At 59.5% G+C, this 21,327-nt stretch carries 23 protein-coding genes; 6 read left to right on the forward strand and 17 right to left on the reverse strand.

What is annotated here, in order from left to right; translation table 11 throughout:
* Positions 1-28: 28 nt before the first annotated feature.
* From ALTER154_RS02100 to flgB, 5 genes are all read right to left on the reverse strand, one after another.
* Entirely contained in the window at positions 29-769 is a 741-nt protein-coding gene (locus tag ALTER154_RS02100; protein WP_160085063.1) for a flagellar basal body rod protein FlgF, read from the reverse strand.
* A gap of 206 nt (positions 770-975) precedes the next feature.
* Positions 976-2,292 carry a flagellar hook protein FlgE gene (gene flgE, locus ALTER154_RS02105; RefSeq protein ID WP_160085064.1) on the reverse strand — a complete coding sequence of 439 codons (1,317 nt, stop codon included), beginning with the start codon at positions 2,290-2,292 and terminating at the stop codon, positions 976-978.
* 54 nt (positions 2,293-2,346) lie between these two features.
* On the reverse strand, positions 2,347-3,015 hold the full coding sequence (gene flgD, locus ALTER154_RS02110; RefSeq protein WP_160085065.1) for a flagellar hook assembly protein FlgD: 669 nt from the start codon (positions 3,013-3,015) through the stop codon (positions 2,347-2,349).
* Positions 3,016-3,040: 25 nt separating this feature from the next.
* Complete coding sequence (gene flgC, locus ALTER154_RS02115) at positions 3,041-3,484, reverse strand: flagellar basal body rod protein FlgC (RefSeq protein ID WP_090248278.1); 444 nt, start codon at positions 3,482-3,484, stop codon at positions 3,041-3,043.
* Positions 3,485-3,499: 15 nt separating this feature from the next.
* Positions 3,500-3,907: a flagellar basal body rod protein FlgB gene (gene flgB / locus ALTER154_RS02120; RefSeq protein ID WP_160085066.1), complete on the reverse strand. Its 408-nt coding sequence runs from the start codon at positions 3,905-3,907 to the stop codon at positions 3,500-3,502.
* Positions 3,908-4,285: 378 nt separating this feature from the next.
* On the opposite strand from flgB, the gene ALTER154_RS02125 reads away from it, so the two are divergent.
* Positions 4,286-4,504: a bacterioferritin-associated ferredoxin gene (locus ALTER154_RS02125; protein WP_160085067.1), complete on the forward strand. Its 219-nt coding sequence runs from the start codon at positions 4,286-4,288 to the stop codon at positions 4,502-4,504.
* Between the two features lie 196 nt (positions 4,505-4,700).
* Positions 4,701-5,171, forward strand: coding sequence for a bacterioferritin (bfr, locus tag ALTER154_RS02130; protein ID WP_090248283.1), 471 nt, complete (start codon positions 4,701-4,703; stop codon positions 5,169-5,171).
* A gap of 70 nt (positions 5,172-5,241) precedes the next feature.
* Here bfr and grxD read toward each other — a convergent pair whose 3' ends face one another.
* Together grxD and ALTER154_RS02140 are read right to left on the reverse strand one after the other, a co-directional pair.
* Positions 5,242-5,568 carry a Grx4 family monothiol glutaredoxin gene (gene grxD, locus ALTER154_RS02135; RefSeq protein ID WP_090248284.1) on the reverse strand — a complete coding sequence of 109 codons (327 nt, stop codon included), beginning with the start codon at positions 5,566-5,568 and terminating at the stop codon, positions 5,242-5,244.
* Positions 5,569-5,688: 120 nt separating this feature from the next.
* Positions 5,689-7,797 carry a molybdopterin oxidoreductase family protein gene (locus tag ALTER154_RS02140; RefSeq protein ID WP_160085068.1) on the reverse strand — a complete coding sequence of 703 codons (2,109 nt, stop codon included), beginning with the start codon at positions 7,795-7,797 and terminating at the stop codon, positions 5,689-5,691.
* Between the two features lie 308 nt (positions 7,798-8,105).
* On the opposite strand from ALTER154_RS02140, the gene argF reads away from it, so the two are divergent.
* Both argF and ALTER154_RS02150 read left to right on the forward strand, forming a co-directional pair.
* Positions 8,106-9,026, forward strand: a complete 921-nt coding sequence (argF, locus tag ALTER154_RS02145) for an ornithine carbamoyltransferase (protein ID WP_160085069.1) — start codon at positions 8,106-8,108, stop codon at positions 9,024-9,026.
* Positions 9,023-10,129, forward strand: a complete 1,107-nt coding sequence (locus ALTER154_RS02150) for an ABC transporter ATP-binding protein (RefSeq protein WP_160085070.1) — start codon at positions 9,023-9,025, stop codon at positions 10,127-10,129. The genes argF and ALTER154_RS02150 overlap by 4 nt, the downstream gene beginning before the upstream one ends.
* Before the next feature lies 1 nt (position 10,130).
* On the opposite strand, the gene ALTER154_RS02155 is transcribed toward ALTER154_RS02150, so the two are convergent.
* From ALTER154_RS02155 to ybaK, 4 genes are all read right to left on the reverse strand, one after another.
* Positions 10,131-10,931, reverse strand: coding sequence for a PhzF family phenazine biosynthesis protein (locus ALTER154_RS02155; RefSeq protein ID WP_160085071.1), 801 nt, complete (start codon positions 10,929-10,931; stop codon positions 10,131-10,133).
* 132 nt (positions 10,932-11,063) lie between these two features.
* Positions 11,064-11,840 carry an ABC transporter substrate-binding protein gene (locus ALTER154_RS02160; RefSeq protein ID WP_160085072.1) on the reverse strand — a complete coding sequence of 259 codons (777 nt, stop codon included), beginning with the start codon at positions 11,838-11,840 and terminating at the stop codon, positions 11,064-11,066.
* Between the two features lie 44 nt (positions 11,841-11,884).
* Complete coding sequence (glpK, locus tag ALTER154_RS02165) at positions 11,885-13,372, reverse strand: glycerol kinase GlpK (protein WP_160085073.1); 1,488 nt, start codon at positions 13,370-13,372, stop codon at positions 11,885-11,887.
* A gap of 37 nt (positions 13,373-13,409) precedes the next feature.
* The gene (gene ybaK, locus ALTER154_RS02170) at positions 13,410-13,880 is read right to left on the reverse strand and encodes a Cys-tRNA(Pro) deacylase (protein ID WP_160085074.1); all 471 of its coding nucleotides are present in this window, start codon (positions 13,878-13,880) and stop codon (positions 13,410-13,412) included.
* Between the two features lie 97 nt (positions 13,881-13,977).
* On the opposite strand from ybaK, the gene ALTER154_RS02175 reads away from it, so the two are divergent.
* Both ALTER154_RS02175 and glpD read left to right on the forward strand, forming a co-directional pair.
* A complete protein-coding gene (locus ALTER154_RS02175) occupies positions 13,978-14,736 on the forward strand; it encodes a DeoR family transcriptional regulator (RefSeq protein WP_090248296.1) in 759 nt (252 codons plus the stop codon).
* A gap of 166 nt (positions 14,737-14,902) precedes the next feature.
* Positions 14,903-16,444: a glycerol-3-phosphate dehydrogenase gene (gene glpD, locus ALTER154_RS02180; RefSeq protein WP_160085075.1), complete on the forward strand. Its 1,542-nt coding sequence runs from the start codon at positions 14,903-14,905 to the stop codon at positions 16,442-16,444.
* Positions 16,445-16,453: 9 nt separating this feature from the next.
* Here the strand turns inward: glpD and ALTER154_RS02185 are convergent, their stop codons facing one another.
* From ALTER154_RS02185 to ALTER154_RS21105, 6 genes are read right to left on the reverse strand one after another with little or no spacing between them, the layout of a single operon-like run.
* Positions 16,454-17,179 (reverse strand): TadE/TadG family type IV pilus assembly protein, encoded by a 726-nt coding sequence (locus tag ALTER154_RS02185; RefSeq protein ID WP_160085076.1) that lies wholly within the window; start codon positions 17,177-17,179, stop codon positions 16,454-16,456.
* On the reverse strand, positions 17,151-17,603 hold the full coding sequence (locus ALTER154_RS02190) for a tetratricopeptide repeat protein (protein ID WP_160085077.1): 453 nt from the start codon (positions 17,601-17,603) through the stop codon (positions 17,151-17,153). Before ALTER154_RS02190 ends, ALTER154_RS02185 begins: the two co-directional genes overlap by 29 nt.
* A complete protein-coding gene (locus ALTER154_RS02195; protein WP_160085078.1) occupies positions 17,591-17,944 on the reverse strand; it encodes a DUF192 domain-containing protein in 354 nt (117 codons plus the stop codon). The genes ALTER154_RS02190 and ALTER154_RS02195 overlap by 13 nt, the downstream gene beginning before the upstream one ends.
* The gene (locus ALTER154_RS02200; RefSeq protein WP_160085079.1) at positions 17,944-18,822 is read right to left on the reverse strand and encodes a type II secretion system F family protein; all 879 of its coding nucleotides are present in this window, start codon (positions 18,820-18,822) and stop codon (positions 17,944-17,946) included. Before ALTER154_RS02200 ends, ALTER154_RS02195 begins: the two co-directional genes overlap by 1 nt.
* Positions 18,823-18,824: 2 nt before the next feature.
* On the reverse strand, positions 18,825-19,682 hold the full coding sequence (locus ALTER154_RS02205; protein WP_160085080.1) for a type II secretion system F family protein: 858 nt from the start codon (positions 19,680-19,682) through the stop codon (positions 18,825-18,827).
* Positions 19,683-21,320: an ATPase, T2SS/T4P/T4SS family gene (locus tag ALTER154_RS21105; protein WP_160085081.1), complete on the reverse strand. Its 1,638-nt coding sequence runs from the start codon at positions 21,318-21,320 to the stop codon at positions 19,683-19,685.
* Positions 21,321-21,327: the final 7 nt, after the last annotated feature.

A 21,327-nucleotide genomic window follows, 5' to 3' on the forward strand; every position in this document is an offset into this window, starting at 1 on the left:
CCGTTTTAACGACGCCACGTGCTGATAATTAGGTCATCTGCAAGACGCGCGCCATGGCCGACGAATTGTCTTCGGCGGTGCGCATCATCTTCACTTGCAATTCGAATTGGCGGGACAGCGAGAGGATCGCAGTCATCTCTTCCACGGCGTTGACGTTGCTCGATTCGAGAAAGCCCGAGGTAATCTCCATATTGGCGTCCGCCTGTACCGGGCCTTGGCCCTTGAAGCGGATCAGGCCGTCAGTGCCCTTCTCCATCTGCTTGAGGTCCGGGTTGACCAGTTTCAGACGATCTACTTCGGCCAGCACATTGGGCGCCTCACCCAAGGCACGAATACTGATGGTGCCGTCCTTGCCGATTTCGATTTTCTGCTCTGGCGGCACCGCAATCGGCCCGGCGTTGCCCATCACCGGCAAGCCATTGCCGGTACGCAACACGCCCAGGGCATCGACATTCAGGCTGGCGGTGCGTACGTAAGCTTCGCTGCCGTCAGGTGCTTGCACGGCTAACCAACCTTTGCCACCAATCGCCACGTCCAGATCACGTCCCGTTTCCTGCAGGGAGCCTGGAGTAAAGTCAGTACCCGGGCGTTCGCTCATGGCGTAAACCCGCGACGGATAACTGTCACCAAAGATCGGCATGGAACGCGCCTGTTCGAAATCCCGGCGGAAACCATTGGTGGTGATGTTCGCCAGGTTGTTGGCGTGGGCACGCTGGGCCAGGGTGTTGTTGTGGGCGCCAGTCATGGAAACGTACAGCATCTTGTCCATGGTTATTCTCCGAGTGGGCTTGCCGCCCTGCTGCTCTATGCAAGCTCTAAAGCAACGGCTGTGCCAGCACTCAAAAAATAAATATAACTAATTGATTTATATGTAATTTATAAAATAAAAAAGGCTCCGAAAGGAGCCTTCTAAATGCCAGCGCGGCGTACTTTTGCCGCCCGCGACAGGCACGCGCCTGCCGCAGGCAACACCTATCAACGCAGGTTGATAATGGTCTGGGTCACCGCACTTTCGGTCTCAATAGTCTTGGCATTGGCCTGGTAGTTGCGCTGCGCCACGATCAAGTTGACCAGCTGATCCGACAGTTCGACGTTGGAGTCCTCCAAGGCACCGGACTGTAGAGCACCCAGGGTGCCGCTGCGCGGGGTTCCGCGTACCGGCTCACCCGACTCGAAGGACTGCACCCAGGCAGTTTTGCCCACCGGCGTCAGGCCTTGCACGTTGGCAAAGTTGGCCAGAATCACCTGCCCCTGCACCTTTGACTGGCCGTTGGTGTAGCGCGCGAAGATCACACCCGTATCATCGATCTCCAACCCTGCCAGTTGACCGGTGGTGTAGCCGTCCTGACTGACCCGATTGACCGCAAAGTTGCTGGAGAACTGTGTCGATGGGCGAATATCGATCGCTACACCCGCAGCACTGGCATCAGCACCGTTACTGCTCCACACCGGAGGAATAGAGGTATCCGGCGCAGCAGGAACCCAGGTGGTCAGGTTAATCACACCATTTGCATCCACCGCAAAACCTGTCGGTGTCGAGGCGATCAGCGCAGGAATATCCAGCTGCCCAGCAGTGGTGAACTGCAAATTCACGGACGACGGCGTGGTCAACGTCGGATCATCTGGATTACGCCCATCGATCAGTACATTCATCTGCCAGGTATTGGGGCCCGTCTTGAGAAAGTACTGGGTGAATACGTGTGAGTTACCTTGAGTGTCGTAAATATTGGTTGAGGTTGACGAGTTATAGGTTGTGGGGTCCGACGGGTTGAACGGGACGGTGGTCGGTACCTTATTGGTCGAGTTGAGGTTGAACACCTGCTCAAGTTTCTCGGTTGCACGAGGCTCTTGACTGGCCGTCTCGATACGTAAGTCATTCACGATGCCATTCTGCAAATTGCCGTTGGCATCCACCGCATAGCCCTGCAGCCGATAGCCAAAGTTATTCACCATAAAGCCATCGCGGTCTGTACCGAAGTAACCCGCACGGGTGTAGCTGACGTCGCCGTTGTTGCTGGTCTGAAAGAAACCATTGCCATTGATCGCCAGATCCAGGGCATTCTGCGTGTAATTGATGTTGCCCTGATTAAACAGCTGCGACACATCCGCCAACAGCACGCCACTGCCCTGCGGGTTCGAACCAGTACCCAACACAGATGCGGCATACACATCGGCAAACTCAGCACGTGACTGCTTGAAGCCCGCAGTACCGGCGTTGGCGATGTTGTTGCCGGTCACGTTGAGGTCGCTGGTGGCGGCACGCAGACCGCTCAGACCGATATTGAAACCCATAGAAGACTCCTTTGCCGGACAGCCGGCGGCTATAACCTGGCTAAAACCTGTTAATTACTGACCGATCACCTGGACTTGCGACATTGGCACGCTGCCGAGCCCAGCCAGGTTCAACATCAACTCTTTGCCGCCCAGGGTCACACTGTCGACGTTAGCCGGCAGCATGGTGTAAAGCCCCTTGGTGCCATCGGCGTAGGTAGCCTGCGCCTCGAACTTGTATGTGCCAGGCGGCAACAGATTGCCGCTGGCATCCTTGCCGTCCCAGATAAAGCTGACATTACCGGCCGCCTGCTCACCCAAGTTCACACGCCCGACCGCGGCACCGGCCTTGTCGTAAATGTTGACGTAGACGTTGCTGCTGCTCGCCGGCAGCACCAGGCTGGCTTTAAAGCTCTCGCTGGTATCAACCACGGCTTTTTCGCTTGGGATAATCACCTTGCGCCCCACCAACGAAGAGGCCTGCAGCGCCTGAGAAGACTGATACCCCGTGAGCAGCGAGCCCATGCTGGTATTCAACTTCTCGATGCCCTCCACCTGACTGAATTGCGCCAGCTGGGCGATAAACTCGCCGTTGCCTTGCGGCTCCAGCGGGTTCTGGTTATTCAACTGGGCCACCAGCAAGTTAAGAAACTCGTTCTTGCCCAGGTCTTTGTTCGTCTTGGTTTCGTTCTTGATCTGGTATTGATCCAGTGCCGAACCAGTCACATCGCCAACAGTACTCATCGGTCTGCGCTCCTTATCCGCTGGCTTACTGACCCAGGGTCAATACGCGCTGCATCATCTGCTTGGCGGTATTCATCATTTCGGTATTGGTCTGGAATGCCCGGCTGGCAGAGATCATGTCAGCCATCTCCTCCACCACATTGACGTTGGGGTAGTACACATAACCGCCGGCATCGGCCGCCGGATGATTCGGCTCATAGCGCGGCATCAGGCTGCTTTGATCTTCGACCACACCCAGCACCTGCACGCCTACGCCAGCTTCATCCTGCTCGGCAAACAGCGAGCCACGGTCGCCGTTCTGCGCGGACTGGAACATGGTGGCGAATACCGGATGGCGCGCGCGGTAGGTTTGATCAATGCTTGAAGAAACCGATTCAGCGTTGGCGATGTTGCTGGCGATGGTATTCAGGCGAGTGCTCTGAGCGCTCATACCGGTTCCGGCAATGTTGAACACACTGGCTAGTGACATGGCATCAGGCTCCTGTTATTCGCCGCGCAGGGCGTTGACCAGCCCTTTGAACTTACTGTTGAGGAAAGTGAAGCTGGCCTGGAACTGCACCGAGTTCTCGGCGTAGTTGGATTGCTCGATCTGCAGGTCGACAGTGTTCTGATCAATCGACGGGCTGAAAGGAATGCGGTACTCCAGGCTGGCATCACCGCCGGCCACCCCCTCGGCAGCAATATGCTGGCTATCCGTACGGTTCAGGCTGACCGGGCCACGCTGGCTCTTTGCACTCTGCTCTGCCAGCACATTGGCAAACTGCAGATCACGCGCCTTGTAGTTCGGCGTATCCGCGTTGGCGATGTTGTTGGCCAACACTTCTGCGCGCTGAGCGCGAAAGCCCAGTGCTTTTTCATGGATGCCGAGTGCCCGATCGAAACTGATGCTCATGGTCTAAAACCTTTGCCGGTGGGTGGTGCGCCTTTCCGTGCAAGACCATAAGCAATGATTGTGCCATATTATTTTTTACTTATTTATCAACTACTTAACTGATAAATGGGGCGCCGAGCGTGGCAAAGCGGCAATTGCTTTCCGCCTATGGGCAAGCAGACGGCAACGAATCTCGGTCGATTGCCGCACGCCCGATCACTCACAGCTAACTGCCACATGGGCCGCGATGACTCAAAGCAAATCACCTCACCCGCTGGCAGACGCTCACTTGCACCGTCCGTCAGGCAATTCGCAATCAACCACACACAGTTTTGACAAGCATTCTCATTAACATTAGTATCCTTCGCACTAGCCACTGCCCTGCCACGAGCCTTAACCATGTACGTGTGTCTCTGCGAAGGTATTACTGACGGTCAGATCCGCGAAGCCATCTACGAAGGCTGCTGCAGCTACCGTGACGTGCGCGCCACCCTGGGTGTTGCGAGCCAGTGCGGTAAATGTGCTTGCCTGGCCAAACAAGTGGTACGCGACACCCTAAGCGAAGTACAAAGCAGCCAAGCGCCCATGGCCTACCCGGCAAACTTTGTTGCCGCATGAATTTAGCGCTATAAAAAACCGGACCTAGCGTCCGGTTTTTTTATGCCTAAAATTCAACACCTTAGCGCCCAAGCGCAGAACTTAAGCATTCGTATTCATATTAATTTTAACTTTAAATTCAAACACTTAGGTTTGACAGCCGAAAACCATCGGCCCAGAATTTGACGCTAACTCCCCCTGCAAGGCAGACGCAGACATGAAAGGCGACAAGAAGGTCATCCAGCATCTGAACAAGATCCTCGGTAACGAGCTGGTCGCGATCAACCAGTACTTCCTGCACGCACGCATGTATGAAGACTGGGGCCTGAAGAAACTCGGTGAGCATGAGTATCACGAGTCCATCGACGAGATGAAGCATGCGGATAAGCTGATCAAGCGCATCCTCTTCCTCGAAGGCCTGCCAAACCTGCAAGACCTCGGCAAGATCCTGATCGGTGAAAACACCAAGGAAATGCTCGAGTGCGACCTGAAGATTGAACACAAAGCGCATATCGACCTGAAAGCGGCGATTGCCTACTGCGAAAGCATCGGCGACTACGCCAGCCGCGAACTGCTCGAAGAAATTCTCTGTTCGGAAGAGGACCACATCGACTGGCTGGAAACCCAACTCAGCCTGATCGAAGCCGTAGGCCTGCAGAACTACCTGCAGTCACAGATGGACGAATAAGCGCAAACCACTGCGCCATAAACAACAAACCCCGCTCTTGGCGGGGTTTGTTGTTTATGGCGCAGACGAATTAAGCGCTGGCTTTCTGCACGGCGTCCTTGATCAGGGTCTGCAGCTCACCCTTGTCAAACATTTCCGCGAGGATGTCGCTGCCGCCGACCAGTTCACCGCCCACCCACAGCTGTGGGAAGGTTGGCCAGTTGGCGTACTTCGGCAGGTTGGCGCGGATTTCTGGGTTTTGCAGGATGTCGACGTAGGCGAATTTCTCGCCACAGGCCATCACAACCTGCGCAGCTTTGGAGGAAAAGCCGCACTGTGGAGCGTTCGGCGAGCCTTTCATGTACAGCAGAACGGTGTTATTGCCGATCTGTTCTTTGATAGTTTCGATGATATCCATTGGGCACCTCAGGACTTAACTTCCCGACTCACGGGTCGGCACGGTGGCGGCATTGTAACGAAAAGCCGAGCGTGATGCTCGGCCTTCCCTGCCACTTTACTTATGCCGAATATCGCCTGATCAGGCCGCCTCAACCTGCACCGGCACACCGTTCAGCGCCGCATTACCGGACAAGGCGTCGAGTTGTCGCTCATCGGTCAGGTCATTGGCGCTGGCGCCTGGCTGCTCGCTGGCGATGCTCATCTGCACGCCGGGGCGCGCATGCCCCCAGCCATGCGGCAGGCTGACCACACCGGCCATCATGTCTTCACTGGCGGCAACTTCTACCTCAATGACTCCTACCCGCGAACGCACGCGCACCAATTGGCCATCGGTTAACCCGCGCTGGCTCAGATCCACCGGATGCATCAGCAGCTGATGGCGCGGCTTACCCTTCACCAAGCGGTGATAGTTATGCATCCAGGAATTATTACTGCGCACATGCCGACGACCAATCAGCAGCAGCTCATCCGCCTTGGCAGCAGGCTGCGCGGCAAAGCGCTGCAGATCAGCCATGATCACCGTAGGTGCCGCTTGAATCTGCTTATTGGCGGTTTTCAGACGACCGCTCAGGTTGGGTTTAAGCGCCCCTAGGTCGAGCCCATGCGGGTGCTCACGCAGAGCAGCCAACGACAGTTTATGTTCCGACTTGTCGCCGTAACTACCAAACCGCAGCCACATGTCGATCATCTGCTCGGGAGCCATGGTAGGTTTCAGCTCCACGCCCGTCTTGGCGGCAAAGGCCTTGGCCAGACCGACGAAGATTTCCCAGTCATGCAGCGCGCCGACAGGTTTGGCCAGCACCGCTTCATTGAAGCGGGTGACATTGCGCACCGCGAACATATTGAACGTGGTGTCGTAGTGATCATGTTCCAGCGGCCCAGTCGGTGGGAGGATCAGGTCGGCATAGCGGGTGGTTTCATTGATATAGAAGTCGATGCTGAGCATGAACTCTAAACCATCCAACGCTTGCTCCAGCTGACGACCATTGGGCGTGGACAGCACCGGGTTGCCCGCCACTGTGACCAGCGCACGCACCTGCCCTTCGCCCTCATTGAGCATTTCCTCAGCCAAAGCCGACACCGGCAATTCGCCGCCGTACTCCGGCAAGCCGGATACGCGACTTTGCCAGCGGTTGAAATGCCCACCGGAGGTTGAGGCCACCAGGTCCACGGCCGGCTCGGTGCAAAGTACGCCACCAACGCGATCCAGATTGCCAGTGAACAGGTTGATCAACTGCACCAGCCACTGACACAGGGTGCCGAAAGCCTGGGTCGAAACGCCCATGCGGCCATAGCAGACCGCCGATTCGGCAGCGGCAAAGTCGCGCGCCAACTGGCGGATCGTTTGCGCCGGCACGCCGCATTGGACGCTCATGCTTTCGGCGGTGAAACCGGCAATCGCCTGACGCACCTCATCCAGCCCATCAACTGCCAGGTGACTGGCACGGCCGAGGTTTTCTTCAAACAGGGTATTGAGCAAACCGAACAGCAACGCGGCATCTTGCCCCGGACGCACGAACACATGCTGGTCGGCAATCGCTGCTGTTTCGCTGCGCCGTGGATCCACCACCACCAACTTACCGCCGCGCTTCTGGATGGCTTTCAAGCGTTTTTCCACATCCGGTACGGTCATGATGCTGCCGTTGGACGCCAGCGGGTTGCCGCCGAGGATCAACATAAAGTCAGTGTGGTCGATGTCCGGAATCGGAATCAGCAGGCCATGGCCGTACATCAGGTGGCTGGTCAGGTGGTGCGGCAGCTGATCGACCGAGGTGGCGGAATAGCGGTTACGGGTTTTCAGCTGGCCAAGGAAGTAGTTGCTGTGAGTCATCAAGCCGTAGTTATGCACACTCGGATTGCCCTGATACACCGCCACGGTGTTCTGCCCGTGCCGCGCCTGCAGCTCACTCAGGCGCGTGGCCACCAACTCAAAGGCGTCATCCCATTCGATGGCTTGCCACTCATTGCCCACCCTGCGCATAGGCTGACGCAGACGGTCAGGGTCGCTCTGGATATCCTGCAGGGCCACGGCCTTGGGGCAAATATGGCCACGGCTGAAGCTGTCCTGGGCATCGCCCTTGATCGAACGGATCTGCGTGGAGCCGTCGTCCTGCAGTTCGGTCTCAATGGTCAGGCCACAAATGGCTTCACAGAGATGGCATGCACGGTGGTGGAGGGTTTTGGTCATGGCCGAGCCTCTTGTTTTGATTCGATGCACGCAGCACCGTAAACCATGACTATGGCGGCTGCCTGCCCTCTGCACCAGCAGGGTTCGTTACGTGAATTGCCCGGCATCAGGTCGACCGATGGATGGTCTTTCACACAGCCCCTGTCGCTGTGACCGTGCAGGCAATTTGCGCCTGATCGGCGTTTGCTTATAAGATCGCGACTTCCCCGTTTCGTCGCATAGTGCGGCCCCCCAGCCGCAGGTTCTGCCGTTTCTTCTATTTAATTAGGCCATTGAACCTGCGCCCAGCTGTCAAAAGGTAGTTAACGATGAGCGCAAGACACTTTCTCTCGCTGATGGATTGCACACCGGATGAACTGGTGAGCCTGATCCGCCGCGGTATGGAGCTGAAGGACTTGCGCAACCGCGGTGTACTCTTTGAGCCGCTGAAGAATCGCGTACTGGGCATGATCTTCGAGAAGGCCTCGACCCGCACCCGCCTGTCGTTTGAAGCCGGCATGATCCAGCTCGGCGGCCAAGCCATTTTCCTCTCCCCACGTGACACTCAGCTGGGCCGTGGCGAGCCGATCGGCGATGCCGCCATCGTCATGTCGCGCATGCTTGATGCGGTGATGATCCGCACCTTCGCCCACAGCACCTTGACCGAATTCGCCGCCAACTCAAGGGTCGCAGTGATCAACGGCCTGTCCGATGACCTGCACCCCTGCCAACTGCTGGCCGACATGCAGACCTATCAGGAGCATCGCGGCAGCATCAAAGGCAAGACCGTGGCCTGGATCGGTGACGGTAACAACATGTGCAACTCCTATATAGAAGCGGCGATGCAGTTCGACTTCCAACTGCGCGTCGCCTGCCCCGAGGGTTATGAGCCAAACGCCACGTTCCTCGCCGCTGCCGGCGACCGTGTGCAAATCGTGCGCGACCCTCGTGAAGCGGTTGCCGGCGCACACTTGGTAAGCACCGACGTATGGGCCTCAATGGGCCAGGAAGACGAAGCTGCCGAACGCCTGAAGTTGTTCCAGCCCTACCAGGTCAACCGTGCACTGCTCGATGCAGCCGCCGACGACGTGCTGTTCCTGCACTGCCTGCCGGCTCACCGTGGCGAGGAAATCAGCTTCGATCTGCTCGACGACCCGCGCTCGGCCGCCTGGGATCAAGCGGAAAACCGCCTGCATGTACAAAAGGCACTGCTCGAATTTCTGGTTGAACCGGCGTACCACCACGCATGAACCAGCCCCTGCTGAACCTACGTGACCTGAGCTGCGGCTACCCCGGACACACGGTGGTACAGAACCTCAATCTGCATCTGAATGCCGGTGATATCGGCTGTCTGCTCGGCCCTTCGGGATGCGGCAAGACCACCACGCTGCGCGCCATCGCCGGTTTTGAGCCGGTGCTGGAAGGCGAGATCCAGCTGGCCGATGAGGTTATCTCCAAAGCTGGCTTTACCTTGGCACCGGAGAAACGCCGGATTGGCATGGTATTCCAGGATTACGCGCTGTTCCCGCACCTGAGCGTGGCGGAGAACATAGGCTTCGGCATCCGCAAACAACCTAATTGCGAGCGGGTTACCCAAGAGCTGATGGAGCTGGTCAAGCTTGGTCACCTTGGCAAGCGCTACCCGCATGAACTGTCCGGCGGCCAACAGCAGCGCGTAGCCCTTGCCCGCGCCCTGGCGCCGGAACCGCAATTGCTGCTGCTTGATGAGCCGTTTTCCAACCTGGATGGCGAGCTGCGCCGGCGTTTGAGCCATGAGGTGCGCGACATTCTCAAAGCCCGTGGCACCAGCGCGATTCTAGTGACCCATGACCAGGAAGAAGCATTTGCCGTCAGCGATCACGTCGGCGTGTTCAAGGAAGGCAAGCTGGAGCAGTGGGACACCCCATTCAACCTCTACCACGAACCGCTGACGCCGTTTGTCGCCAGCTTTATCGGCCAGGGCTACTTTATTCGCGGCCAGTTGCTTAGCCCGGACTCTGTTCAGACTGAGCTGGGCCTGATTCGCGGCAACCGCGCCTATAACTGGCCAACCGGCAGTGCGGTCGACGTGCTGCTGCGTCCAGACGATATCGTGTATGACCCGGACAGCACGCAAAAGGCGCTGATCGTCGGTAAGACCTTCCTCGGTGCAGCGACCCTGTATCGCCTGCAACTGCCCACTGGCAGCCAGCTGGAATCAATCTTCCCCAGCCACGCCGATCACTTACCCGGCCAGCAGGTCGGCATCCGCGTCGCCGCCGACCATCTGGTGGTATTCCCCGCACCCGGCAGCATCGCCGCCCAGGTCAACCTGGGTGAGTCGGGCGTGCGTCGCTACAGCAGCGACAGCTGACCTACCCCAACAGTAACCGGCCACTGGCAATCAACAACGCCTGGCCGGCAATCTTTACCCGCTCGCCAACCAGCTCACAGTGCAACTCGCCGCCGCGCGCCGAACACTGGAACGCACTCAGCCGGGTCTTGCCCAGGCGTTGCGCCCAGTAGGGCGTAAGGATGCAATGGGTTGAGCCAGTCACCGGGTCTTCATTGATACCGATAGACGGGGCGAAGTAGCGCGAGACGAAGTCATGCTGCTCACCAGGCGCACTGATCAGCAAGCCCAGTCCGGGCAGCGTGGCCACAGCGGCCAGATCCGGCGTATACGCTTGCACCGCCGCTTCGCTCGGCAGAACCGCTAGCAGTTCCTGAATCCCCTGCCCTTCATGCAACGCCAACACACTGTCCACCGGCAACCCCAGCACCCGCTCAACGTCTGCGTGTAAGTCGCACGGTTGCGCGCGGTGCACAGGGAAATCCAGCACCAGCATGCCGCCTGCTCGGCTGACCCGCAGCGCACCCGACAAACAGGTGAAATCAAGCACATCACCCGGTTCGCCGTAGACCTCGAACAGCACATGGGCACTGGCAAGGGTGGCATGGCCGCACAGCGGCACTTCGGCCGTTGGAGTAAACCAGCGGATATGCCAGGCCGCGCCTTCCTTCACTACAAAGGCGGTTTCCGCCAGGTTGTGCTCGCCGGCAATCTGCTGCATCAGGGCATCGTCCAGCCAACGATCCAAGCGATAGACCATCGCTGGGTTACCGGTAAACGGTTGCGAGGCAAAGGCATCGACTTGGTGAAATTCAAGCTGCATGGGACGCACTCCGGATTCTTCGTGCGTTAAAGCATGCCGAAAACAGACTCGACATGACCGCTACAGCGGCGGCCAATTACAGCCATACAGCGCGCCCACAAGCCTTGCTCGGCAAGCAGATACCAACCACAGTCAGGGACCCTGCACCCCATACGCCGCCAGTAAAGCCTGCAAGCGACCATTGGCCCGATAACGCTGCACACCCTGCTCAAACAACGCGACATAACGTGGACTGCTTTCCAGTGCCGGGGAGAACGCCAGGTAGATCGGCACATCCGGAGCGCGGCACCCGGCCTCACGCAAGCCTCCCGCCTGCCCCTGACTGGCCAGCATGGCCTGCATCACCCAGGCGTTTTCCAGCACTACATCCACCCGGCCGTGCATCAGCTTGCCGATGTTCAAGGCCAGTGCCGTATCACCGGCGGCAATCTGGATGCGCTCGCTGTCACCGTGGTGCAAGGCGATATACGTGTTCAGTTCATCGCCATAGCTGTAGTCATTGATGACCCCCAGGCGTTGCTCGGCGAGTGATTCAGTACCGCTAAAGTGCCAGGTGGAATCCGGCAAGGTAAAAAAGCAGCTACGCGACGACGCCACGGGGGTAGAGCCAAAGAGAAAATCCGGCGCATCCTCAACGCCCGCACCGATTGCCGCATTCAGCTGCCCGCGGCGCACCTGCTGCAGAGTACGCGCCCAATTCAGCGCCTGGTACTGCACCTCGATACCGGATTCGGCAAAGATCTCCCGCGCCAACTCAACGAAAATGCCCGGCCGCTCGGAGCCTGGCTGGCAATTCACCGGGCACCAGATATCCCCAGCAATCACCAGCGTTTCTGCCCGCGCCCAGCCGACAGAACCCAGCAGCGTGAGTAACAATCCACGAGCGACCAGCTGACGGCATATCGACATGCAGGGCTCCAAGACCAATAAGGTTGCAGGGAGTTTTACCACCCTCAGCCTTCGCTGCGCACCCTTTTCACCGCATCCAGCCACCCGTCATAGAGTTTGCTGCGATGACTGTCCGCCATGCGCGGATCGAACCGCTGCTGACGGTGCCAATGCCGGGCAATGCTCGCCAAATCCTTATATAGCCCGGCTTGCAGGCCGGCCAGGTAGGCCACGCCGAGCGCTGTGGTTTCCGTGACTTCCGGACGCTCCACCGGCACCCCGAGGATGTCGGCAAGAAACTGCATGACCCAGTTGTTTTCCACCATGCCGCCATCGACCCGCAGCGCACTCGGTTCGGCCGCGCCGTCCTGGCGCATGGCTTCGAGCAGGTCACGGGTCTGATAGCACACTGACTGCAAGCCGGCGGTGACGATTTCCTTGATCCCGGTATCGCGGGTCAAACCGAAGATTGCACCACGGGCTTTCGGGTCCCAGTACGGCGCGCCCAGGCCGGTGAAGGCTGGCACTAGGTAAACGCCGCAGGCATCACCGGTCTGCTCGGCCATGGCTTCGGTATCTCGGGCATGACTGATCAGCTTGATGCCATCGCGCAACCACTGCACAGCAGCGCCAGCGACAAAGATGCTGCCTTCCACCGCATAGGTGACCTGGCCATTCAGGCGATAGCCAACCGTCGTGAGCAGGCGGTTTTTCGAGATCACCGACGTGCTACCGGTGTTCTGGATCATGAAACAGCCGGTGCCATAGGTGCTTTTGACCATACCTGGCTCGAAGCACGCTTGACCGATCAGGGCTGCCTGCTGATCACCGGCCATGCCCAGCACCGGAATGGCGGCGCCGAGCAGATTGGCGTCGGTAATGCCGAAATCAGCGGCGCAATCGAGCACCTCCGGCAGCAGGCTGGCGGGAATCTCGAATAGCTTGAGCAGCTCTTCATCCCACTGCTGGGTATGGATATTGAACAACAGGGTGCGCGAGGCGTTGCTGGCATCAGTCTTGTGCGACTTGCCACCGGTCAGGCGCCACAGCAAAAAGGAATCCACGGTGCCAAAGCGCAGCTCGCCACGTTCGGCGCGCTCAAGGGCGCCGGGCACTTTATGCAGAATCCAGCGCAGCTTGGTGGCCGAGAAATACGGATCAATCAGCAGCCCGGTCTTGGCCGCTACCGCGGCTTCATACCCGGCGTCTTTCAGCTCGGCGCAGTAGTCAGCGGTACGGCGGTCTTGCCAAACAATCGCCGGATGGATCGGTGTACCGGTCTGCGCATCCCACACCAAGGTGGTTTCACGCTGATTGGTGATGCCGATAGCCGCCACATCACTGGCACTCAAACCGCTCTGCTTGAGCGCCTCACGGCAGACCTTGAGGGTGCTCAGCCACAGCTCTTCGCCGTCATGTTCAACCCAGCCATCCTGCGGGAAATACTGTTTGAACTCCTGCTGTGCACGCGCCACGGGCAGCCCTTGGGCGCTGAAGACAATAGCCCGGCTGCTGGTGGTGCCCTGGTCGATGGCAAGCAGGTAATGAGACATGCAGATTTCCTTATTTTTATAGGCTGTAGAGCGGCTGCTAGCCGCGACCAATTGGTGCAAAGATTGCCTGCGTCAGCTGGGCCAGCACAGTAGCTTCTAGCTGCACCTCCAGTCCGCGCCGTCCGGCACTGACATAAATGCTGGGAAACTGCTGCGCCGATTCATCGATAAAAGTACGCAGGCGCTTCTTCTGCCCCAGCGGGCTGATGCCGCCGAGCAGATAACCGGTGGCCCTTTGCGCCGCATTGGGGTCGGCCATATCGGCTTTCTTTACGCCGGCGGCCTGCGCCAGGGCTTTCAGATCAAGCGTACCGGCGACCGGCACTACAGCGACCAGCAACTCGCCTTTCTCACTGGCGGCCAGTAGCGTCTTGAACACCTGAGCAGGCTCAAGGTTGAGCTTTTCCACCGCTTCCAGGCCATAGGAAGCGGCTTTGGGGTCATGGTGATAACTGTGCACCTGGTGCGCAGCTTTAGCCTTTTTCAGCAGATCGATAGCAGGCGTCATGTTCGAATGTGAAAACAATCTGACAAAGTTGGCGTACCTTAGCCGCAAATTGGCTGCGGTGACAGCCTATAATGGCGCGCACTTTCAAGGAGTTTTCATGACCCTGCCGCCACGCCAACACGACATTCTCGAACTTGCCCGCGAACGCGGCTATGTCAGCATCGACGAGTTGGCCCAGGCGTTTGCCGTCACCCCGCAGACCATCCGCCGCGACATCAATCAGCTTGCCGAGCAAGGTCTGCTGCGCCGCACCCATGGCGGAGCAGCCAGTGAAAGCTCCAGTACGCAGAACACCGCCTACAGCATGCGCGCCGGGCAGATGCGCGATGAAAAGCAACGCATCGCAGCAGCCATTGCCGCACAGATCCCCAACCACGCTTCGCTCTTCATCAACATTGGTACCACCACCGAAGCCATTGCCCGTGAGCTGCTCGGCCACAAGGGCCTGAAGATCATCACCAACAACCTGCATGTAGCGGCCCAGCTCAGCGCCAAGGCCGACTTCGAAGTGCTGCTGGCCGGCGGTACGGTGCGCAGCGACGGCGGCATCGTCGGCCAAGCAGCGGTGGATTTTATCCAGCAGTTCAAGGTCGATTTCGCCCTGGTCGGCATCAGTGGCATCGATGAAGACGGCAGTCTGCTCGACTTCGACTACCAGGAAGTGCGGGTCTCCCAGGCGATTATCAGCAATGCGCGCCAGGTATTTCTGGCCGTCGACTCCAGCAAGTTCGGCCGCAACGCAGTCGTGCGTCTGGGCTCGGTCGCCCTGGTCGATCGGGTGTTCACCGATGCCGCGCCGTCCGCGGCCATAAACCGCCTGCTCACCGAGCACAAAGTACACCTCGACCTGGTGTAAGACCGCCAGCACTCGCCCTCTCACCTGCCTAGCCGATATCCCGTTACCAATTCCTCACAACCGCTGGGCGCGAAAGCGCACTTCGGGGTGGCGAAGCCGTGCATATTCGACTAGCATATTTTCGAAAGTGAACATTAAAAGTTCAATACTGACTTTCGGTGCCGCCATGCCTACTCGTCCCGCCAGCAACACTCCACTCGCTGAAGTTTATGACCTTGCCGTGATCGGCGGCGGTATCAATGGTGTCGGGATTGCCGCCGATGCAGCCGGGCGCGGTTTGTCCGTGTTCCTTTGCGAAAAAGACGACCTGGCGCAACACACCTCGTCGGCCAGCAGCAAACTGATCCATGGCGGCCTGCGCTACCTGGAGCACTACGAATTCCGCCTGGTGCGCGAAGCACTGGCCGAGCGGGAAGTGCTGCTTAGCAAAGCCCCACATATCGTCAAACCTATGCGTTTTATCCTCCCCCACCGCCCGCACCTGCGCCCGACCTGGATGATCCGTGCTGGGCTGTTTCTCTATGATCATCTGGGCAAGCGCGAGCAACTGGCAGGCTCGCGTAGCCTGCGCTTTGGCGCCGGCAGCCCGTTGAAAAGCGAGATCAGCCGCGGTTTCGAGTATTCCGATTGCTGGGTTGATGACGCCCGCCTAGTGGTACTCAACGCCATGGCAGCCCGCGAGCAAGGCGCTCACGTGCACAGTCGCACCCGTTGCGTCAGTGCGCGGCGCAGCAAGGGCCTGTGGCATATCCACCTGGAACGCAGCGACGGTAGCCTGTTTTCAATCCGCGCCCGCGCTCTGGTCAATGCTGCCGGCCCTTGGGTCGCGCGGTTTATCCGCGAGGACCTGAAACAGGAGTCGCCTTACGGCATTCGCCTGATTCAGGGCAGCCATATCGTGGTGCCGCAGCTGTTCGAAGGCGAGCAGGCCTACATCCTGCAAAACGAGGACCGCCGCATCGTCTTTGCCATCCCCTATCAGGAGCGTTTCACCCTGATCGGCACCACAGACCGCGAATACCAGGGCGACCCAGCCAAAGTGGCGATCAGCGAGGAAGAAACCGACTACCTGCTGAACGTGGTCAACACCCACTTCAAGAAGCAACTGCAGCGCAGCGACATCCTGCACACCTATGCCGGCGTGCGGCCGCTGTGTGATGACGAATCGGACGACCCATCGGCAGTCACTCGTGATTACACCCTGTCACTTTCCGCTCATCCCGGCGAAGCGCCGTTGCTATCGGTGTTCGGCGGCAAGCTCACCACCTATCGCAAGCTCGCCGAATCGGCGCTGGCGCAACTGGCGCCCTTTTTCCCCAAGATGGGCCCAAGTTGGACCGCCAGCAGCCTGCTGCCCGGCGCCGAACAACTGGACAGTCAGAGCGCACTGATTGAAGCCCTGTGCGCCCGCTTTGGCTGGCTGCCCACCTCACTGGCGCGGCGCTGGGCCAGCAGCTACGGCAGCCGCAGCTGGTTGATGCTCAAAGGCGTGAGCAACCTCAGCGACCTGGGCGAACACCTGGGCGGAGGCCTGTACACCCGCGAAGTCGACTACCTGTGCCAGGAAGAATGGGCCATGCAGGCAGACGATATTCTCTGGCGCCGCAGCAAACTCGGCCTGTTCACCACCCCGGCGCAGCAAGCCAAACTCGACAGCTACCTGCGCATCGAATCACCGCGCAGCCCGGAAGATGCGCACGCGGCGTAAATGATTGTTTCAGGGACAGAGCATCTTCTTGCCCGCGCCGCAATTTTCCGTGTCATGCACGGCTGCCGACTGCATGCGCACCGTTGCCTCTGAAGTCAGGACAAAGCCCTTGCGTTTGCCACAGATGGCCGCGTACTGGTCCCATGACTGCTTGGAGTTTTCGCTGAAGCTGCCGCCGTATTGGCGCTGATTGAATTTCGATGCGCTGCTGAGCAGGTGCTCGACCATCGGCACGATCAGTTTCACGCAATACTGCACGCGGATTTTCAGCAGATTGGCATCTTGAATCGACACCGGGTTCTGCTGGGCCGAGCGGTACATCAGGTTGTCATTGGGTATGGCTTGAGCGGTTTGGCCGCTGCTCAGTAACCCGGCATGGGGCGCCTGCCAGGCGCTGAAGCTGTTGAGCGCTGGGCTGATACGGGTGATCAGCACGAAGTTGTCGACCTCCTCGGCGGTTTTGTCCATCCGCTCGGCCTCCGGATATTGCGAGAACATCGGGTACATGCCACGCAGCAGGCCACGGCGCATGCTTTCGTACTGCGCGTTGTTCACCGCACCGAGGCGAGCCGCCTGGAATGCCGCGTAGTTCAGTTCGCTTTTCGCCGAATAGATCAACGTCGCTTGAAACGCCCCGAAGATCAGCAGAATCAACACCGGAATGATGATCAGGAACTCAACCATGGCCTGCCCACGATCCAGCCGGCTACTCGGTACTGGCTGGGACGTGCTCATCAAACACCTCGATCAGTTGCTCGGCGCGTTTCAGGGCCGACTGTGCCCCGGGATTCTTTCGGTCCAGATAACGCCGTGCCTCCATGGCTGTCAGCGTTAGCTCTTGCGCTTGTAGCTGCATCAGGTTGTACCAGGCGCCGGCGTGCTGCGGGTCACGCAGCAAGGCTTCGCGGTAAGTCTGGATCGCCAGGCCATGATTGCCTTCGCGCGCCAGGCTATTGGCCAGGCGATAACGGGTGTCGGCATCGGTGGGCATGCGCGTCGCCAGCTTGCCGTAATACTCGCTGGACCGTGCGTAGTTGCCTTTGGCGTAGGCCTGTTGCGCCTGGCGCTCAAGGTCGAGCAGGTCGTTGGAGCTGCCGAGCCCAAGCCCGGCGCAGCCCTGCAACAGAACGCTCAGGGCGATGAGGATTAAGCCACGCATTGGATCTGGTCCCCCGCTGTAATGTTCAGCCGCTGGCATTCGCCGGCGGCCATTTCGATAACGCTGTTGGCTGGCCAGCACAGGCTCAGTTGCCAGGGCCGCAGCTGGGCGCGGATCTGCAGCACCCGCTGTTGCTCGTCCAGGTAGATCACATCAATGGCAAAACGCATAAACCAGCAATGCACGGAATTACACGGCCGCAGCCATAAGCCGTGGCCGGCCGGCAGGGTTTTGTAGCCGAGCAAACCGCGCAGCCGTGCCCAGGGTGTATGGGCGAGTTGCAGCTGCAAGCGGCTCGCTGGGCGATGGCCTGCGGCATGCAGGACGAGGGCTTCAGGCATCAGGTTTGCCCCATAAACTTGACCACAATCGGGAACAGCAAGATCACGAAGGTCAGCGGGAAGATGAACATGATCAACGGGATGATCAGCTTCACGGGGGCCTGCATGGCGGTTTTCTCGGCGCGCTGAAAGCGCTCTTCGAGGCGCTGCTGGGCCTGTATCTGCAGGGTGTTGCGCAGGCTGCTGCCCATCTTCTCGGCCTGCACCACCGAGCGCACGAAGGTGGTGACATCCTTCAGGTTGATGCGTTGCTCCATGCGCGCCAGCGCTTCAGCGCGCGGCAGACCGGAACGGATATCGCGCAGCACGATGCGGAACTCGTTTTTCATGGCGCCATCGGGGCCTTTATCCACGGCCTGCTGCAAGGCACCGAGGAAGTTCAGGCCAGCGTCGACACACATGGACAGGTATTCGAGAAACACCGGCAGGTTGCGCACAATGTCGCGGTCGCGGCGTTTGTGCGTGTCGCTGATCCACATGACGGGCAAGGCGGCGCCCATCAGCAGCATCAACAACACCACCGACCAGAGGATGCCGCTCTTGCCGCTGGCCATCGGCAGGATCGCCAGCACCGGAAACAGCAGCGCCATGGTGATGCACAGGGCGAGAAAGTCTTCGGCGGTGAGCACATAAAGCGCCCCGGTGCGCTGCATGCGCACGTCCAGCCAGTCCATCAGTTTGGGCGGCAGGTTGCTGCAGGCGAAGTGGCTAACCAGGCGCACCAGCGGCCAGACCGGGCGTATCCAGCCGGGCACCGGGTCCATGTAGGTGCGGTTTTCCGCGGGCAGCAAGGTGAACAGCGACAACACCGCGAGCAGGATGCAGGTGACGGTCACCCCCAGGCTGGCACTGCTGAACAGGACAAGAAGTTCGCTCATGATCAGGCGTCAATCCGGGTGATTTTTTTGATGAACATAAAGCCCAGCACTTCCATCACCACCATCACCGCCAACACCATCAGGCCGTTGCGGGTGGTGTAGAGCTGGCGCATGGCTTCCGGCTCAATAAAGCTGAGGATGATGGCCAACATGATCGGCAGCATGGCCATAAATGTGCCCTGGGCGCGGCCCTGGGCGGTGAGGCTGTCGATCTTGCCCTCCATGACTTTTTTCCGCCGCAGCATGGCGGCCATGCCGTTGATGGTTTCCACCAGGTTGCCGCCCACTTCGCGGCTGATGCGAATGGCCGAGCTGGCCATGATGAATGAGGGCAACGGCAGGCGTTTTTCCAGCTTGATCAGCGCCTCTTCCAAGGTGACGCCGAGGCGGATGTTCTTGATCAGCAGGCCGAACTCCTGATTCAGCGGCGCCGGCGACTGATGCACCACGTTCTCCAGCGCCATGTTCAGGCTGGCGCCGGATTGCAGGCTGCTGGACAGCAGCATGAAAGCGTCGGGCAACTGCTCTTCGAACTTCTTCAGGCGTGCCTTGCGCAGGTGATTGAACATCAGGTGCGGGGTGAACAGCGTCACCACAATGCCCGCTGCCGTGACCACCGGCAGCTGGAACAGCAGTTCGAGCAACACCGGCACCAGCAACAACAGCACCAGGGTGAGGATGACCACTTGCCGGCCGCTGGTGAAAATGAACATGTCGGCCATTTCCAACTCGGCGCGGCGGGAAAACTGCCGGCGATAATGGTCCAGGTTGTCGGCCACCCGCCGGCTGATCAGCAAGGCCAGCGCGCAGACCGAAACGGCCAGCAGCAGCGCGCACAGCACCAGCCACACGGCGGCCACTTACAGGCGCTCCGGGGTGTGAAAGATGTCCATGTTCACGCCAATGCCGCGCTTGCTCAGCGCCTCGTAGAACTCGGGAATCTGCCCGGTGGCGCGGTAATGGCCCTTGACCCGGCCGTGCTCGTCAAAGCCCTGTTGCTGGTAGGCAAAGATCTCGTTGAGCAGGATCGTGCTCTGCTCCATGCCGGTGACTTCGGTGATGCTGATGATGCGCCGCGAGCCATCGCCAAAGCGGGTTTGCTGCACGATCAGCTGCACGGCCGAGGAGATCTGTTCGCGAATGGCCTGCACGGGCAAATCCATGCCGGCCATCAGCACCATCACTTCCAGACGGCGCAGCATGTCGCGCGGCGAGTTGGCGTGGCCGGTGGTCAGTGAGCCATCGTGACCGGTGTTCATCGCCTGCAGCATGTCCAGGGCTTCACCGCCGCGACACTCGCCGACCACGATGCGATCCGGGCGCATGCGCAGGCAGTTGCGCACCAGGTCACGAATGGTCACCAGGCCCTTACCCTCCATGTTGGCCGGGCGCGCTTCCAGGGAGACCACGTGGGGTTGCACCAGCTTCAACTCAGCGGCGTCCTCGATGGTCACCACGCGCTCATCCAGCGGGATGAAGTTGGAGAGAATGTTCAGCAGCGTGGTTTTGCCCGAGCCGGTGCCGCCGGACACCACGATGTTCATCCGCTGCTCCACAGCGATACGCAGGAACTCGACCATGGGTTCATTGATCGAGCCATAGCCCAGCAAGTCATCAGTGGTGAGCTTTTTCTCCGAGAATTTACGGATGGTCAGGCACGGCCCACGCAGCGCCAGCGGCGGGATGATGGCGTTGACCCGCGAGCCATCCTTGAGGCGAGCATCGACCATTGGCGAGCTTTCATCGATGCGCCGGCCCAGCGGTGAAATGATCCGTTCTATGGTGGACAGCACGGCCGAGTCGGAGCTGAAGCTGATGCCGGTGCGCTCCAGGCGGCCCGAGCGCTCCACGTAAATATCGTCGTAACGGTTGACCATGATTTCCGACACGCTGGGGTCGGCCAGCAAGTCTTCCAGCGGACCCAGGCCTACGGCTTCGTTGATCACGATCTTGTGCAGAATCTCGCGACTGAGCGTGGCCGGCAGCCGATGGGCGATCTGCTCGGTAATGCCGTTGATCAACTCGGACAAGCTGTTGCGCACCTCCAGCGGGCCCATGCTGTCGAGGTTCATCCGCCGCAGGTCCATGGCGCGGAACAGTTCCGCCTGCACGTACTGCGACCACTCCATATAGGGTGCGTTGTCCTCACCGCTACTGATCGCGGCATCCGGTGGCAGCGGCGTGTCGGCCTCGGTTTCGATCTGCCCAACGGCCCGCACTTGCAGGTTGTAGGCGCCGATGCCGATCAAGTCTTCCGGGCTAAGTGGGCCGAAGCGTTCCACGGGTTTGCCGTTGACCAGCAGCTCGTTGCCGCGGCTGATGTTTTCCACAAACAGGCCGCCCAGCGATTGCTCGATGCGCGCGTGATTGGGGGCCACCTTCCAGCCGCGCAAGCGCACAAGCCCGGTTCGCGCCTTGCCCACCTCGCATTGCGCCGAGGTGCAGGTGAGCATGTCGAGCTGCTCGCCGCCTTTATAGGTCACCACCACTTCAAACATGCTCAGC

The sequence above is a fragment of the Pseudomonas sp. 9AZ genome (genome assembly GCF_902506525.1).
GTDB lineage: Bacteria > Pseudomonadota > Gammaproteobacteria > Pseudomonadales > Pseudomonadaceae > Aquipseudomonas > Aquipseudomonas peli.

Bases quoted from the DNA above. Each gene is read 5' to 3' on its own strand.
- ALTER154_RS02100 (WP_160085063.1), bottom strand. From the start codon at position 769: ATGGACAAGATGCTGTACGTTTCCATGACTGGCGCCCACAACAACACC.
- flgE (WP_160085064.1), bottom strand. From the start codon at position 2,292: ATGGGTTTCAATATCGGTCTGAGCGGTCTGCGTGCCGCCACCAGCGAC.
- flgD (WP_160085065.1), bottom strand. From the start codon at position 3,015: ATGAGTACTGTTGGCGATGTGACTGGTTCGGCACTGGATCAATACCAG.
- flgC (WP_090248278.1), bottom strand. From the start codon at position 3,484: ATGTCACTAGCCAGTGTGTTCAACATTGCCGGAACCGGTATGAGCGCT.
- flgB (WP_160085066.1), bottom strand. From the start codon at position 3,907: ATGAGCATCAGTTTCGATCGGGCACTCGGCATCCATGAAAAAGCACTG.
- ALTER154_RS02125 (WP_160085067.1), top strand. From the start codon at position 4,286: ATGTACGTGTGTCTCTGCGAAGGTATTACTGACGGTCAGATCCGCGAA.
- bfr (WP_090248283.1), top strand. From the start codon at position 4,701: ATGAAAGGCGACAAGAAGGTCATCCAGCATCTGAACAAGATCCTCGGT.
- grxD (WP_090248284.1), bottom strand. From the start codon at position 5,568: ATGGATATCATCGAAACTATCAAAGAACAGATCGGCAATAACACCGTT.
- ALTER154_RS02140 (WP_160085068.1), bottom strand. From the start codon at position 7,797: ATGACCAAAACCCTCCACCACCGTGCATGCCATCTCTGTGAAGCCATT.
- argF (WP_160085069.1), top strand. From the start codon at position 8,106: ATGAGCGCAAGACACTTTCTCTCGCTGATGGATTGCACACCGGATGAA.
- ALTER154_RS02150 (WP_160085070.1), top strand. From the start codon at position 9,023: ATGAACCAGCCCCTGCTGAACCTACGTGACCTGAGCTGCGGCTACCCC.
- ALTER154_RS02155 (WP_160085071.1), bottom strand. From the start codon at position 10,931: ATGCAGCTTGAATTTCACCAAGTCGATGCCTTTGCCTCGCAACCGTTT.
- ALTER154_RS02160 (WP_160085072.1), bottom strand. From the start codon at position 11,840: ATGTCGATATGCCGTCAGCTGGTCGCTCGTGGATTGTTACTCACGCTG.
- glpK (WP_160085073.1), bottom strand. From the start codon at position 13,372: ATGTCTCATTACCTGCTTGCCATCGACCAGGGCACCACCAGCAGCCGG.
- ybaK (WP_160085074.1), bottom strand. From the start codon at position 13,880: ATGACGCCTGCTATCGATCTGCTGAAAAAGGCTAAAGCTGCGCACCAG.
- ALTER154_RS02175 (WP_090248296.1), top strand. From the start codon at position 13,978: ATGACCCTGCCGCCACGCCAACACGACATTCTCGAACTTGCCCGCGAA.
- glpD (WP_160085075.1), top strand. From the start codon at position 14,903: ATGCCTACTCGTCCCGCCAGCAACACTCCACTCGCTGAAGTTTATGAC.
- ALTER154_RS02185 (WP_160085076.1), bottom strand. From the start codon at position 17,179: ATGAGCACGTCCCAGCCAGTACCGAGTAGCCGGCTGGATCGTGGGCAG.
- ALTER154_RS02190 (WP_160085077.1), bottom strand. From the start codon at position 17,603: ATGCGTGGCTTAATCCTCATCGCCCTGAGCGTTCTGTTGCAGGGCTGC.
- ALTER154_RS02195 (WP_160085078.1), bottom strand. From the start codon at position 17,944: ATGCCTGAAGCCCTCGTCCTGCATGCCGCAGGCCATCGCCCAGCGAGC.
- ALTER154_RS02200 (WP_160085079.1), bottom strand. From the start codon at position 18,822: ATGAGCGAACTTCTTGTCCTGTTCAGCAGTGCCAGCCTGGGGGTGACC.
- ALTER154_RS21105 (WP_160085081.1), bottom strand. From the start codon at position 21,320: ATGTTTGAAGTGGTGGTGACCTATAAAGGCGGCGAGCAGCTCGACATG.